General features: G+C 36.9%; 14 protein-coding genes. All 14 read right to left on the reverse strand.

The features are described from left to right. Positions 1-340 (reverse strand): 16S rRNA (cytosine(1402)-N(4))-methyltransferase (gene mraW, locus HMPREF9200_RS01385; RefSeq protein ID WP_009353025.1); only part of this gene is annotated, 340 nt, incomplete at its 3' end. Between the two features lie 10 nt (positions 341-350). Then, complete coding sequence (mraZ, locus tag HMPREF9200_RS01390) at positions 351-788, reverse strand: division/cell wall cluster transcriptional repressor MraZ (RefSeq protein ID WP_009353022.1); 438 nt, start codon at positions 786-788, stop codon at positions 351-353. A gap of 409 nt (positions 789-1,197) precedes the next feature. Then, a complete protein-coding gene (locus HMPREF9200_RS01395) occupies positions 1,198-2,442 on the reverse strand; it encodes an aminotransferase class I/II-fold pyridoxal phosphate-dependent enzyme (protein WP_009353018.1) in 1,245 nt (414 codons plus the stop codon). 277 nt (positions 2,443-2,719) lie between these two features. Further along, positions 2,720-3,430: an ABC transporter ATP-binding protein gene (locus HMPREF9200_RS01400; RefSeq protein WP_009353026.1), complete on the reverse strand. Its 711-nt coding sequence runs from the start codon at positions 3,428-3,430 to the stop codon at positions 2,720-2,722. Position 3,431: 1 nt separating this feature from the next. Continuing rightward, positions 3,432-4,190: an ABC transporter ATP-binding protein gene (locus HMPREF9200_RS01405; RefSeq protein ID WP_009353016.1), complete on the reverse strand. Its 759-nt coding sequence runs from the start codon at positions 4,188-4,190 to the stop codon at positions 3,432-3,434. A 9-nt stretch (positions 4,191-4,199) separates the two neighbouring features. Further along, positions 4,200-5,213, reverse strand: a complete 1,014-nt coding sequence (locus tag HMPREF9200_RS01410) for a branched-chain amino acid ABC transporter permease (RefSeq protein ID WP_009353019.1) — start codon at positions 5,211-5,213, stop codon at positions 4,200-4,202. After that, positions 5,210-6,091, reverse strand: coding sequence for a branched-chain amino acid ABC transporter permease (locus tag HMPREF9200_RS01415; protein WP_009353024.1), 882 nt, complete (start codon positions 6,089-6,091; stop codon positions 5,210-5,212). Before HMPREF9200_RS01415 ends, HMPREF9200_RS01410 begins: the two co-directional genes overlap by 4 nt. Before the next feature lie 10 nt (positions 6,092-6,101). After that, on the reverse strand, positions 6,102-7,250 hold the full coding sequence (locus HMPREF9200_RS01420) for an ABC transporter substrate-binding protein (RefSeq protein WP_009353015.1): 1,149 nt from the start codon (positions 7,248-7,250) through the stop codon (positions 6,102-6,104). 422 nt (positions 7,251-7,672) lie between these two features. Further along, positions 7,673-8,917: an adenosylhomocysteinase gene (locus HMPREF9200_RS01425; RefSeq protein WP_009353017.1), complete on the reverse strand. Its 1,245-nt coding sequence runs from the start codon at positions 8,915-8,917 to the stop codon at positions 7,673-7,675. 32 nt (positions 8,918-8,949) lie between these two features. After that, positions 8,950-9,744 (reverse strand): S-methyl-5'-thioadenosine phosphorylase, encoded by a 795-nt coding sequence (mtnP, locus tag HMPREF9200_RS01430; protein WP_009353014.1) that lies wholly within the window; start codon positions 9,742-9,744, stop codon positions 8,950-8,952. A 126-nt stretch (positions 9,745-9,870) separates the two neighbouring features. Further along, positions 9,871-11,220 carry a CRISPR type III-A/MTUBE-associated protein Csm6 gene (locus HMPREF9200_RS01435; RefSeq protein WP_009353013.1) on the reverse strand — a complete coding sequence of 450 codons (1,350 nt, stop codon included), beginning with the start codon at positions 11,218-11,220 and terminating at the stop codon, positions 9,871-9,873. Between the two features lie 2 nt (positions 11,221-11,222). After that, complete coding sequence (cas6, locus tag HMPREF9200_RS01440; protein ID WP_009353023.1) at positions 11,223-11,999, reverse strand: CRISPR system precrRNA processing endoribonuclease RAMP protein Cas6; 777 nt, start codon at positions 11,997-11,999, stop codon at positions 11,223-11,225. Continuing rightward, positions 11,986-13,155, reverse strand: a complete 1,170-nt coding sequence (gene csm5 / locus HMPREF9200_RS01445; RefSeq protein ID WP_009353021.1) for a type III-A CRISPR-associated RAMP protein Csm5 — start codon at positions 13,153-13,155, stop codon at positions 11,986-11,988. The genes cas6 and csm5 overlap by 14 nt, the downstream gene beginning before the upstream one ends. Further along, a partial coding sequence (locus HMPREF9200_RS08630) for a hypothetical protein (protein WP_009353020.1) occupies positions 13,148-13,845 on the reverse strand: 698 nt, incomplete at its 5' end. The genes HMPREF9200_RS08630 and csm5, both read right to left, overlap by 8 nt.

Consider the following 13,845-nt stretch of genomic DNA (forward strand, 5'->3'; position numbering starts at 1 on the left):
GATCCGCTGTATCTAATTGATGGCTAGAAACCCCTAAATCAAATACAAATCCATCTACTTTATAAATGCCTGACTCTTGTAAAGCTTGTTTTAAGTTAGAAAAGTTTGTTTGAATCACTTTCACCTGACAAGACAAATCAGATAATCTCTGAGAGGCTGCCTCTAATGCCGCTACGTCTTGATCTAAACCAACAATCATACCTTTTGAGGATAACCGTTCTCCAATGGCGTGGGAATGTCCCCCACCACCTAATGTACAATCCACATAGGTTCCATCTGGTTTAATTGCCAATCCGTCTAGCGTTTCACTGAGTAATACACTCACATGATGAAAGTCCATAATGCCTCACTTAAAATCCAATATCATCCAAATCAAGTTCTTCTGCCATCGCCTCAATATTACCGTAAATTTCGTTGTTATACGCTTCCCAACGAGTTTTACTCCAAATCTCGATACGTTCACCATTACCAACTACAACTACATCTTTTTTTAACTCCCCATGAGCACGAAGATTGCTAGGTATTAGTACACGACCTTGTTTATCAAACTCAAGGTCAGCAGCCCCACCTACAAAAAACCGTACTAATCCACGTTGGTTGGCTTTATTAGAGCTTTGAGAACTTAATTTTTTTGCAATTTCATCAAACTTTTCTTGTGTGTAAATGGCTAAGGTGTTATCAAAATATCTAGTAACAACACAGGTATCACCTAGTTGTTCACGCATTTTGGCAGGAACTATCATACGTCCTTTACTATCAATTGTATGTGAAAATTCACCTTTAAACATAGCAAGGACACCTCCTTTTCCTACACCTTCTCGCCCTCATTACCACTATATGGTAAATTTTACCACAATTCCCCACTTTTAACAACAAACAAATACTAATTTAATAGATATTTATACAAATTATTTTCTTATACTCATTACTATCGAACATTATCGTTAATATTTATTAATATGTTCGTATAATCTACTTTAATATCGAACACTTTCTCATTTAACAAAGGTGGTAAAAAGTGGGGGAAATTTCCCATATTTTGCCAATATTTTATAAAATAATATCTATTTAAACAGTGCATCCCTAATCCTTATACTTACTAATTTTAAAACAAAAAAGATAGCCGAATCATTGATTCAACTATCTTTTTATCACTTCTATAGTAACTATTCTATTGTCTCTATTTTTTCTCTTAGTTTATAATTGCCCCACTCGTTTCATAGCATCATAAATTCGTTGTGCCAATCCAGTAATTTGTCTTTTAGGAATCGAGCATACAGCAATGCGAACACCACCTGATACAGGAATTAAAAATACATTTTCTTTTTTCAATTCATCTGCCAAGGCCTTTGGATTATCGCTTGGAATTGTTGCAAAGAAACCACCCATGTATGGCAACATTGGTAAGCCAATCGCTTTTCCTTCACATTCCAAGATACCTGCCCGTTCTTCTACGAGACGAGAGTAGCAATTACGTTCCTCTTCATAACGTTTTAATTTTTCAGGATCAAGCACGATATTAGCAACCGTACGCATAGCAGGTCTATTAATATTAGACCAAGTACCACGAGATGTCATTTGGTTAATATCAAAAAACTCCTGTGCCACTTCTTTATCAGAAGTAATACCTAACATACAACCAACACGTTGACCATACATGGTGAATCCTTTTGAAATACTATAGCATACAACTGTTAAAATATCTTTTGACAAATGCTCAAACTTTTTAAAGAATCGACGTACATCTTCTTTAGGTCCGGAGAAATCAATATACGCAGCATCTACACCAATAATAACTTTATTTTTACCTGTATTCACTATACCTTTCACTAAGTCTAATACATTATCCCAATCGCTGTCGCACAAGGAAAACCCTGTTGGATTATTGCCAGGTGTGTTAAAAATAACTACCACATTTTCTTGTTTCTCAGCAATATCTAGCACTAAAGATTGCAAAGCTTCAAAATTGAACTTATAGTTCTCATCAAATAATGGGTATGTAACTAATTCTCGTCCATTATCTTGGCATATTTGCTTGTATGCCCCCCAGTACCAATCAGCGGTAATTACCTTATCACCTAGTTCTGTATAATTGTGAACCAAGTGATGAATACCACCTGTACCACCCGCTGTGGCTATCCCTTCAATATAGGCATCTGGCCGAGATTGTCCAAAACATTCTTGTTTACATGCTTCCACAAACTCTTTTAACCCTTCAATCGGTGCATATGCAACATATTCATTACGTGGCAAATTACGAAACTCATCTTCTACCACCTTCAAGAAAACAATATCGCCATTTTCATCTAGGATAGATCCGACAGTTCCAATTAATACATTTTCTTTGCCATATTGTTTCGCTGCCTCTTGAGCTTGTGAATTTGTCGCAAAGATAACATCATTTGCTTTTTTCCCACGCGCTTGTTTTGCTGCCATACTCATAGTAAACACCTTCCTATATTAGTTATATATTTTATATTTATAATACTAGTTTACAAGAAAAATCATTCTCCTACAAGACATGTAGCTCATGTATACACAATAGTTTTTATCACCATTCAATTTTCTTTATATTGTAAAGAATAGATTCTGCACACTCTTATGATAGTATACATATAGTCACTTTCTATCGGCAGCAACCACAAATCGAAAACACTTAAACTAAAAAGCAGATACACAACCACAACGGATTGTATATCTGCTATCTTTTTATAGTGTATTATTCCACTTTACCACCTAAGTATGCTTCCATCACTCTAGGGTCGTGACGAATTTCTTCGGCTGGTCCTGAAAGAACGATTTTACCTGTTTCTAATACATATGCATAGTCAGCGATTTTCAAAGCTTGACGTACGTTTTGCTCTACTAACAATACTGTCGTTCCTTCGGCGCTAATCTCTTTGATAACTTCAAAGATTTCATTCACTACCAAAGGCGCCAAACCCATGGATGGTTCATCTAGTAACAACAGTTTCGGACGAGCCATTAAAGCACGACCAATGGCAAGCATCTGCTGTTGTCCACCAGATAAGGTACCACCTAATTGGTAACTACGTTCGTCAAGAATAGGGAATCGTTTGAACACTTTTTTAATATCATCGTTGATTTCAGCATCCTTACGAATATAGGCTCCCATTTCTAGATTTTCGTAAACACTCATATCTTGTAATATTTGACGACCTTCTGGGACGAGGGAAATACCAGATTTCACAATATCATGGGTTTTCATAGATGTAATATCTTTACCTTCAAAGGTAATGCGACCTTCTGTAGGTTTTACTAAACCCATGATAGAACGCATGGTTGTCGATTTACCAGCACCATTGGCACCAATCAAAGATACAATAGAACCTTGAGGAACTTCTAAGTTAATAGATTTTAAGGCTGTTATATGACCATAACCAGCTACTACATTTTCAATTTTTAACATATTATTCCTCCTTTCCTAAGTACGCTTCGATTACATCTGGATTGTTTTGAATTTCTTGTGGAGTTCCTTCTGCAATCTTTTTGCCGAAGTTCAACACTGCTAAGCGGTCACAAATATTCATCATCAACGCCATATCATGCTCGATGACCACCACGGTAATACCTAAATCACGGATTTTCCCGATCAATTGGCGCAACACCTCTGTCTCACTATCGTTCATACCTGCCGCAGGCTCATCCAATAAAATCAATTGTGGATGCGTTGCTAAGGCACGAGCAATTTCCAAACGACGTTGCTTACCATATGGTAAAGATGTAGCTACTTCTTCAGCATCTTCTTCTAACCCAACCAGTTTTAAAAACTCATAGGCAATACCACGGCAACGCTCTTCTTCAATGCGTTGGCGTTTTGTATGGAAGAAACTAGACAACACTCCAGAACCTGTGCGACAATGCATGCCTGTCAATACAGTCTCCAACGCCGTCATATTACCAAAAAGACGAATATTTTGGAACGTTCTAGCAATCCCCATTTCTACTGTACGATGTGGTTTTATGCCCACTACATTCATACCATCAAAGACAATATTACCAGTACTTACAGGAAATACTCCAGTAATTAAGTTGAATAACGTAGTTTTACCAGCACCATTAGGTCCGATAACACCAAAGACTTCCCCTTGATTCACTTGGAAGGTAACCCCTGTCAAGGCAGCCACACCGCCAAAGCTTTTACTTACATCATCTAATTGTAATAGCATGGTTACCTCCTATTCTTGACCAGACTTGCTCTGTGTTTTATAAGCTTCAAAGCGTTCTGTTAATACTTGTGATTCTGGAATGTATGGTTTCTTGTTTACACCTAATTTACGATAGATTTTGTCCATTAATTCTTCTGTCAAAATACCATCTGGGCGAACAGCCATCAAGATCACCAACAAAGCACCATAAATAATATCACGATAGTCTGCTAAGAAACGTAATACTTCTGGTAGCAAAGTCAAAATAAAAGAGCCTAGTACAGATCCCCATACTACATTGGAACCACCAAAGACTGGGAACAATAAAATTTGTACTACTTTGTGATAGCTAAAATCTGTAGGGTTAATAAAGTTTGTAATATGCGCATACAAACCACCGCCAACACCGGCAATAAAAGCACCGATGACAAAGGCTAACATTTTGTAATACACTACATTGATTCCCATTAATTCTGCTGCATGGTCATCTGCTTTAATAGCTTGGAATGCACGACCTACACGACTATTGTGGATGCGTAAGCAAAACAGAATAATCAATGCTAAAATAACCAGCAAAATGATGATGGTCAACAAGTTACCCCATGTTAATGCATCGATATCTAACAAACCGTCCATATCAAATTCATACACATAATTTGTCAATTCTTGCGCAATCGCTGGAATCCCCGAAAGTCCTAGTGCACCATGTGTCACTTCTAAGTTCAAGAAAATAACACGCACTACTTCACCAAAGCCTAACGTTGCAATCGCCAAGTATAAGCCTTTCAAACGCGTCGTAGGCAAACCAATTACAATAGCTACTAAGGCCGCTACGATACCACCAATGAAGATAGCAATCGGAATCGGCATTTCAACTTTTAGAGTAAGCAAAGCACCTACGTAGGCACCCACACTCATGAAACCAGCCGCTCCCAATGTCAACTGCCCTGTAGAAAGGGTGAAGAAAATGGAAATACCCATAATGGCATTAATAATGAAGAACATTACAATTTGTAGATAATATGGATTTAAAATTTCACTCATGGTCGTCCCCCCTTATCTTTGGATCCGAATAACCCTTGTGGTCTCCAGAACAATAAGAGAATGATTAACCCAAAGGCTACAGCATCACGGTACGAAGATGCTCCATAGGCAACAGAGAATACTTCAGATACACCTAAGATGAATCCGCCTACCATGGCACCGGTAATATTACCAAGACCACCTAAGATTAATACAGCTAAGCCTTTAAATCCGATGACAACACCCATCATAGGCTCTACGGCATCGAAGGATAAACCAACCAGCACACCAGCGGCAGATCCTAATGCAGAAGCGAGCATCACTGTTACAGAAATAACTAGTGTCGGGTTGATACCCAATAAGGATGCCGTTTCTGTGCTCAAGGATACGGCACGGATAGCTTTACCAATTTTAGTCTTTTTAATGAGTACATTTAAAATCAACATTAACACAATGGATACGCCAAGGCCAATGATTTGAACCATGGAGATTTTGAACATACCAAAATCAATAAGTCCTCCAATAAAATCTGGTGGGAAAGAACGTGTTTGTGGGCCCCACACAAGTAATGCTATACTTTCAATAAAAATAGATACGCCAATTGTGGAAATCAATGGCGCCAAATGGGATACATTTTTCTTACGAAGTGGACGAAGTGCCACAAACTCTAACAAATATCCAAGAATTGCCCCTACCAGCATAGCCACAAGGATGGCTACAAAGATATTAGCTTCAAAGACTGTCACCATAAATAAACCCACGAAGGCACCTATCATAAAGATGCCTCCGTGAGCCATGTTGATGATGTTCAACACACCAAAAACCAGTGTCAATCCGATCGCTAATACTGCATAGAGACTGCCTAAAGTAAGGCCATTCACTAATTGCTGTAAAAACATCGTGTAACTCCTATTTTTGTAATGCGTCGAACTGACCGTTTTTAATTTGTAAAACTTGAACTTCCATAGATGGGTCACGTTTTTCGTTAAATTGGAATTTACCAGTTACCCCTACGAAGTCTGTAATACCTTTTAAGGCATTACGGAATTTTTCGCGATCTGTTGTAGAACCTGCGGCTTTCAATGCTGCTTCGTACAAGAACACAGCATCATATGCTTGTGCAGCGAATTGGTCTGGTTCATGACCATATTTTTCTACATAAGCTTTGCGGAAGTCGCGAACTTTTTGGTCATCTTTGTTAGGGAACCAAGGTGTACCTACGATCGCACCATCAGCAGCGGCACCTGCATTTTTAATGAACGCTGGGCTGTTGAAACCATTGGAACCTACCACTGGTTGGTTCATGCCAAGTTCACGCATTTTTTTCATAATCAATGCACCTTCTTGGTACAAGGATGCAACGATGATGATATCAGGTTTTGCTTGTTGAATTTTAGTCAACTGTGCAGAGAAATCTGTATCTTTATCAGCAAATGTTTCTGTCGCTACAATTTGAACCCCTTCAGATTCCAATGCTTTTTTCGCTGTATTGTTTACAGAAACCATTTGGTCATTGTTGTTGGAATACATAATCGCTGCTGTTTTGAAACCTAATACTTTATGAGATTGACGAATCGCTGCGTCTACTGCCAAAGATTCTGGTACAGCATTACGGAAAATATAATCTCCGATATCAGTGATGCCTTCTGCAGTTGTAGAAGTACCCAATGCTACGACTTTATTTTTGTTAGCAATCGGTCCTGCCGCCATCATTTCACCAGATAACATAGGTCCGATGACAGCTACGACTTTATCTTTAGCAATCACTTTGTTCATCGCATTGATGGCTTCGTTTTTGTCACCTTTTGTATCTTCCACTAACAAATTAATTTTTATATTGTTAGCATCTGCGTTAATTTGTGCTACCGCTAACTCTGCACCATTCTTAATAGATTCGCCATAGGCAGCTGCCGCGCCAGACGTAGTTGTCAGTAAAGCTACTTTTGCTTCATTTGCATTGTTTGTTGATGAACTATTGCCACCGCAACCAGCGATTGCCGCGGCTAAAATAGCTGTAGCACCCAATGCTAGTGCACGTTTGAACATGGATTTTTTCATGTTACACCCTTCCTTCTTAAAATTCCTCTTTTGGATTTTCTAACTGTGAAAGTCATCTTTACCTTTTTCACTTTATCAGCTTAAAGAACAAGTGATAACTCTATAGAAAATCTATGCTTTCCTATTATGAATGTAACATGAGTAGTTTGTCAAATATAAATATAAGAATTTAGTTATGAGTTTATTTAGTAAACCCATAGCGTATATTTTTCTCATTTTTGTATTTATCTAGTAGACAAATATCTTTTTTGAATAGTAACTATAGGAATTGATAGGTTCTGATAGCAATTATATCCTTTTAGAAATATGATCCAATCTACTACTTAGGCATATTAAAACTGGCGACGAAAGTTAGCACCCTCATCGCCAGTTTCACACAGTTGAACTTTTATTTACTTTGTATCAATAAAATTTCACCACTATTAATTCACAGTATATAAATAATCGTATTGTTCCTGTGTTAACGTATCTAAGTCATAGCCCATGGATTGTAATTTCAGTTTCGCAATTTCTGCGTCTACTTCATATGGTAATACATGTACATCATCTGACATGTCTGCCCCATGATGTAAGATGTACTCCGCTGCTAATGCCTGCATAGCAAAGGACAAGTCCATAATTTCTGCTGGATGTCCATCCCCTGCTGCTAAGTTCACAAGTCGACCTTCTGCTAGCACATACAATTGACGACCATCTTGCATATGGTAAGCCTCGATATTTTGACGCACTCGTTCATGAGATACAGCCATTGCTTCTAAGTCTTTTACATTTACTTCACAATCGAAATGGCCTGCATTACAAAGTACAGCGCGATCTTTCATCACAGCATAGTGCTCTTCTGTAATAACGTCTTTACAGCCTGTGACCGTACAGAAAATATCGCCAATTTTAGCAGCTTCCACCATTGGTAATACTTTGAAACCATCAAATACAGCCTCGATTGCTTTAATTGGATCTACTTCTGTTACATACACGTGAGCACCTAGGCCTTTGGCACGAAGTGCCACGCCTTTACCGCACCAACCGTAACCAGCAACCACCACGTTTTTGCCTGTTACTGTTAAGTTTGTGGTACGCATGATACCGTCCCACACAGATTGTCCTGTACCATAGCGATTGTCGAATAAGTATTTACAGTTAGAATCGTTCACAGCGATCATTGGGAATGTCAACTGTTCCGCTTCAGCCAAGGCTTTCAAACGGTGTACACCTGTTGTGGTTTCTTCACTACCGCCCAACAAACGTTCTTTTGCATCAGTTCGTGTTGTATGTAACAAACTTACTAAATCTCCACCGTCATCGATGATGATATGAGGTTTATGGTCTAATGCTTTGTTCAGGAACATCGTATACTCTTCGTCTGTACAGTTGTACCAAGCATAGACAGTCAAGCCCATATCTACCAGTCCTGCTGCCACATCATCTTGCGTAGACAATGGGTTGGAACCTGTAACGATCACATCCGCACCACCACGTTTTAACACCGTAGATAAGTACGCAGTTTTAGCTTCTAAGTGAACGGATACAACGATGGTTTGACCTTTGAAAGTTTGCTCTTTTTCAAAACGGTCCCCTAATGTGTTCAAAGTAGGCATGAAATTAGCTACCCAGTCGATTTTTTTACGACCTTCAGAGGCTAATGAAATATCTCGAATTAAAGATTGCATTGGCGTTCTCCTTTTAGATTCTTCACCATAGATTATAATTGAAAGCCACCATACTCAGCCATACGGTGATGAGCAGGATAATCAGCATTCACATCGATGCCTTTGATGACTTCTTTCACAAGCAATTGTAATTGCTCTGCCATTTGTTGCATCATGTCTACCACTTCACCATGGGTCAAAGCAGATTCAGAAATACCAGCAGCATAGTTTGTGACCATGGAAATTGTCATATATGCCATTTCCGCTTCATTGGCTAAGGTCACTTCCGGTACATTTGTCATACCCACCGTTTGACCTCCTAACATAGCATACATGCGGATTTCAGCAGGAGATTCAAAGCGAGGGCCCTCTGTACATACGTACGTGCCACCATTGTGGACCGTTAAGCCTAAGGATTTAGCTGCGCTTTCTACAATACCTCGCAACTCAGGGCTATATGGTTCTGTCACATCCACATGCGCCACCGGACGATCGCCACCTTCGTAGAAGGTATTCACACGGTTTTTCGTAAAGTCTAGGAATTGGTCCGTCAACACAAAATGACCAGGTCCAAAGTTTTGATCCAAAGAACCTACTGCTGTGGTAGATACAATGTATTTCACGCCTAATTTTTTAAGTCCCCAAATATTAGCACGATAGTTAATCTTATGCGGTGGAATAGAATGATCACGGCCATGACGAGCTAAGAAATATACCGTCTTGCCTTCATACGTACCACACACATAGTGAATCTCACCATAGGGTGTCATAAGCGAAGATTCCGTCATAGTTTCAAACATATTTGGGTCGTACACACCAGTACCACCAATAATAGCAATGGATGACATATAGTTCCTCCTTGAGAAAGATAGAATTCATATTACATAACTAGTATATCATATAGGACCTTTAATCTAGGTATAGTCGATTATATGTAAAAGCTTTTATAGACTATAAAAAACACATATAAAAAACTATTTCATCATACCAAAATAATGTATAATTTTGTCATTTATCAACGTATACACCAGTTTTAATTGTTGTTTGGGAATATTCATATATTTTTCCATCATAGAACGCATATTGGCTAAGATTTCTTGGCAATCTTTACCGTCACTAGCTTCACGTATATCCTCTTGTGTAATAGTAGCAATTTCATGGGCTACTATATTTCTAACATTCTTTAAAATAGGCGTAAATATTTTTAGACTATTCACTAAATCAGAGCGAGTATCGGAATGGAACTGTATCATATTAAGCATATGAAAAAAGGATAATTCAAAATCCTTAGTATCATAATTTAATTGATTCATAGAACGCTCCCAGGACTTATACAGTTCTGGATATTCTTTAGATAGTTTGAGACGATCTACCATCCCTCGACGGCCTCTAACCTCAATGTTTCTAAAATTAACTCTATAGGTATCTTTAAGAATACATTTCATAAATTGAAATAAGTAGGGCGTCAATTTCACTATGAAATCTTGATACATCCCTTTTTCGATACGAATTTGTGCAATATATAAATATTCGATTAAGTTTCTAATATCTATTTTGGAAGAAGGCATAGAATGCGTAAGAGTTTGTTTCAATTCTTTAGGTATATAGGTCAAAGATGTATCATATTCGAAAGCACTTCGATACATACTATGTTGTAGTAGCTTACCTATTACATCGAGATATTCCTTATCCTCTTCCTCAGCTAGCATCTTATATTCTTTAAGTGCCTGAAGAGCTTGTTTATATTCATATACTTTTACTAACGAAATGCATCTTTCTTTTAAAAATCGTCGCTTTACTATCTGTAGCAAAGGTTCATGACAGCGATTCTTTGTCCCTCGTTCATTGTCAAAGTTACATTCTATCACATAATCAATTTCTTCATTACCTTGCAATGCATGTTCTGTCCTATTTGAACGCTCAGTAGGTGTATCGACCTGAACCCCAGTTACATCTGTATTTTCAATCGCAAGATATGTCATCAACTGACACATTTGTGGTGTTCCAGATGTTAGATTAATTAAAAATTCCGCTTCTGAAAACTCATCTTTTAATCTATAAAATTCATCAACTAAACTATACAATGCATCAATCTTATGGACTTCTTGAAGCTCTGTTTTTATTAACCTTACTACACACTGTGGATTTACATAAGAAATTGCTTTTGTGTATTGTTGATTACGTTCTTCCTCTACTACCATTTCTTTCGAAAGAAATAAGACAGCCATATCTGGCTTATAATGACGAATTATATGGAGCATACCTCCATCGTAGCATCCCCGTATAGGGTCTGTTGTTCCTATAGCAGAATATAATATTTTCATACCTAACTCTTAATCTCTTCTAAATTTACTTTCATAGCACCCATGCCGATGGCTACCTTGATACCACAACCACAAAGCGTTCCATAATAACATAGCATAGCTGCTAAATTAGACAAAATCATATTTTGTTTACATAGTAATGTATAATCACCTAGGAATCCTGGAATTTTAGTTCTTTCTAGATAAAATCGTTGCAATCGCATCCGATAATCTGCCACATATAGGTTAGTACAGGTAGACTGAAATAACTCTTCATCATCGTATACATCTGATGTACTGAAGCTATTCCACTTTTTCAAGAAACTTCTCATCATTTTTTCAATATCTGGGAAAATAGCATATTCTTGATTCACCTTAAATGAAGTAGGCGTAACAAAATGAATTTCTATCTTCTTATATTGCTTTGCCTCTCCTAGATAAGATCTTGCTATATCTCCATAGGTTGTTTCTAATACAACTCTACGTTCATCAATAATTAAGTTACCACTCTTTTGTTCTAATTTCACTATAGGAGCAATAGTATATAAGCAATCAACAATCTCATGTACACTATCCATTGTCAATGCTGTAATACGCCATACACTTGTATTACGCTCTTTATCATAATACACATATTGATGGTAAGGAGGTGTTGCTGTTGTATGTAAAAATGTAGCATACTCTGTAGATATACAAGACATAATTATACCATGTAATACGCTACCTAATGACTGTACAATTTTTTGTCCATTATCTAGATGAATATCAAACTCTATAGTTTTAATTTCAATCGTTTTCAAAATGTAACTTTACGCCTCCAAATATATAATCTTTTCCTCTATACTTAGTGAGTTTTAATGTTCGTGGGGAAATACTACGATCTTTCCAGTGATTATGCTTTTTAAAGGCTCTCTGTAAGTTCAATACTGATTTGATTACATCAACTTCATCTCTTTGATCATCAAATAAAGGTAACAGTAATGTTTTATGTAAAAAACCAATACTGCTTCCTAATAGGCATGTAGTATTTTCCAAATCAGCTAAACAAGTTCTCTCCACATCTCCTGTAAATACTTGTTTCCAACGACTTACTATTCTTTGAGTATGTCTTTCTATTATCTGTATCAACTCAGACATAGATTGAACACCTACTTTTTGAAGTTCTCTAATATCAGCACTTAATGTTCCTTTTAGTTTTGTATTCGGAACAATACATTCTCTATATAATGGCAAACTTTTTCGTTCATACTTACCTACTACAGAATCATATCTTGGCAATATAAACGTATTCAATTTAGATACTGGCATGACATCAGATACAGAGATTCCATGAAATAGTTTTTTTGTTGAATCTTTTTCAATAGTCCCTGTATTGTCTGCAATATAGGAACTAATTAACTTATCTAAAGCATTTCCATAGTCTCTAATACATTTTTGTAATTCCCGAGTATCATTCATCGTATGTAAAAATCTACGACTCCACTCATTTCTAAAGGACTGTTTTTGTTCAATAATATAAGCTATTACAGAAGCAATTATAACACCTTTTAAAGAGCTACCTGGAATATACGGAGATCCATCTGATAAACTCATACATAACTTAATATCATTTAAAGTGCGTTTAGAAATAGCACTCTTTACACATCGTACATGGCGCGTTGAAATACTTTTCAATATACTTTCATCAAGTATTCCAATATTACGTTCCATCCATTCAAAAATAGTATCCTTAGTGTTTCCTGTAGCATACTTTTTTATAAAGAGTTCATATTCAGATAATTTATTAATGGAATACAAATATTGAAACCACTTTTTCTGATTTAAAATGTATACATCATGATTTGCTGTATCTAATATATAATCAAGGACTTTTAATCCTTGTCCACTACCAATAGAAACTGGAGTTATTACTTCCAATGTAAAAGGCAGTGTTGTTCGTATAGATTCTTTACTCATCGATGTTCACCCCTAACCAAAATCCTGTCATATTTTTATAAATTGGATGTGGGCTTTTTTCATGATTTAATTCAATAATTTGTCCCCATAATGCCTTTAGCATACAACTACCTTCTTGTAATGCATAAAATGAGTTCCTTTTATATGGTTCAACTATAGATTCACTATACACAAATCCACTTCGTCTCATTAACTTATAGGTACCATTACCTATTTCTCCAATTTCATCAGTTACTGGTGTGACTGCACTAATCGACATAAATATAGGACCATTTTGATGTAATAATTGATAGAGTGCTGCATCATCATCTCCACACAATGGAAATTCATCTAATTCAAATTCATCTTCTACTATGAATTGCCCATATCCAGAACCGCGTTTACCTCCAATACCTGTATATCCTAAACTTTCAAAGATTGACTTAATTCTATCTATATCATCTTCATTCTCGACACCCACAATACAATATAAACCTGCTTCAGGTGCAAACTTAAAGGAGCCTACTACATAAGGTCTACTTTTTTCAGTTCGCAAGGATACCCTTTGAGTTGTTAAGAATTGCCCAAAGAAAGGGGCTTCCTTAATAGAGCCAACAGAATATACACCTTCTTTATTGTATAAATGAGAGGAGCGCACATAAGCTATTTTTTTTAGCTTCTTTTGTTCTTTTACAGCCTCTTGTAAGACTG

The organism is Veillonella sp. oral taxon 780 str. F0422 (genome assembly GCF_000221605.1).
Taxonomy (GTDB): Bacteria; Bacillota; Negativicutes; order Veillonellales; family Veillonellaceae; genus F0422.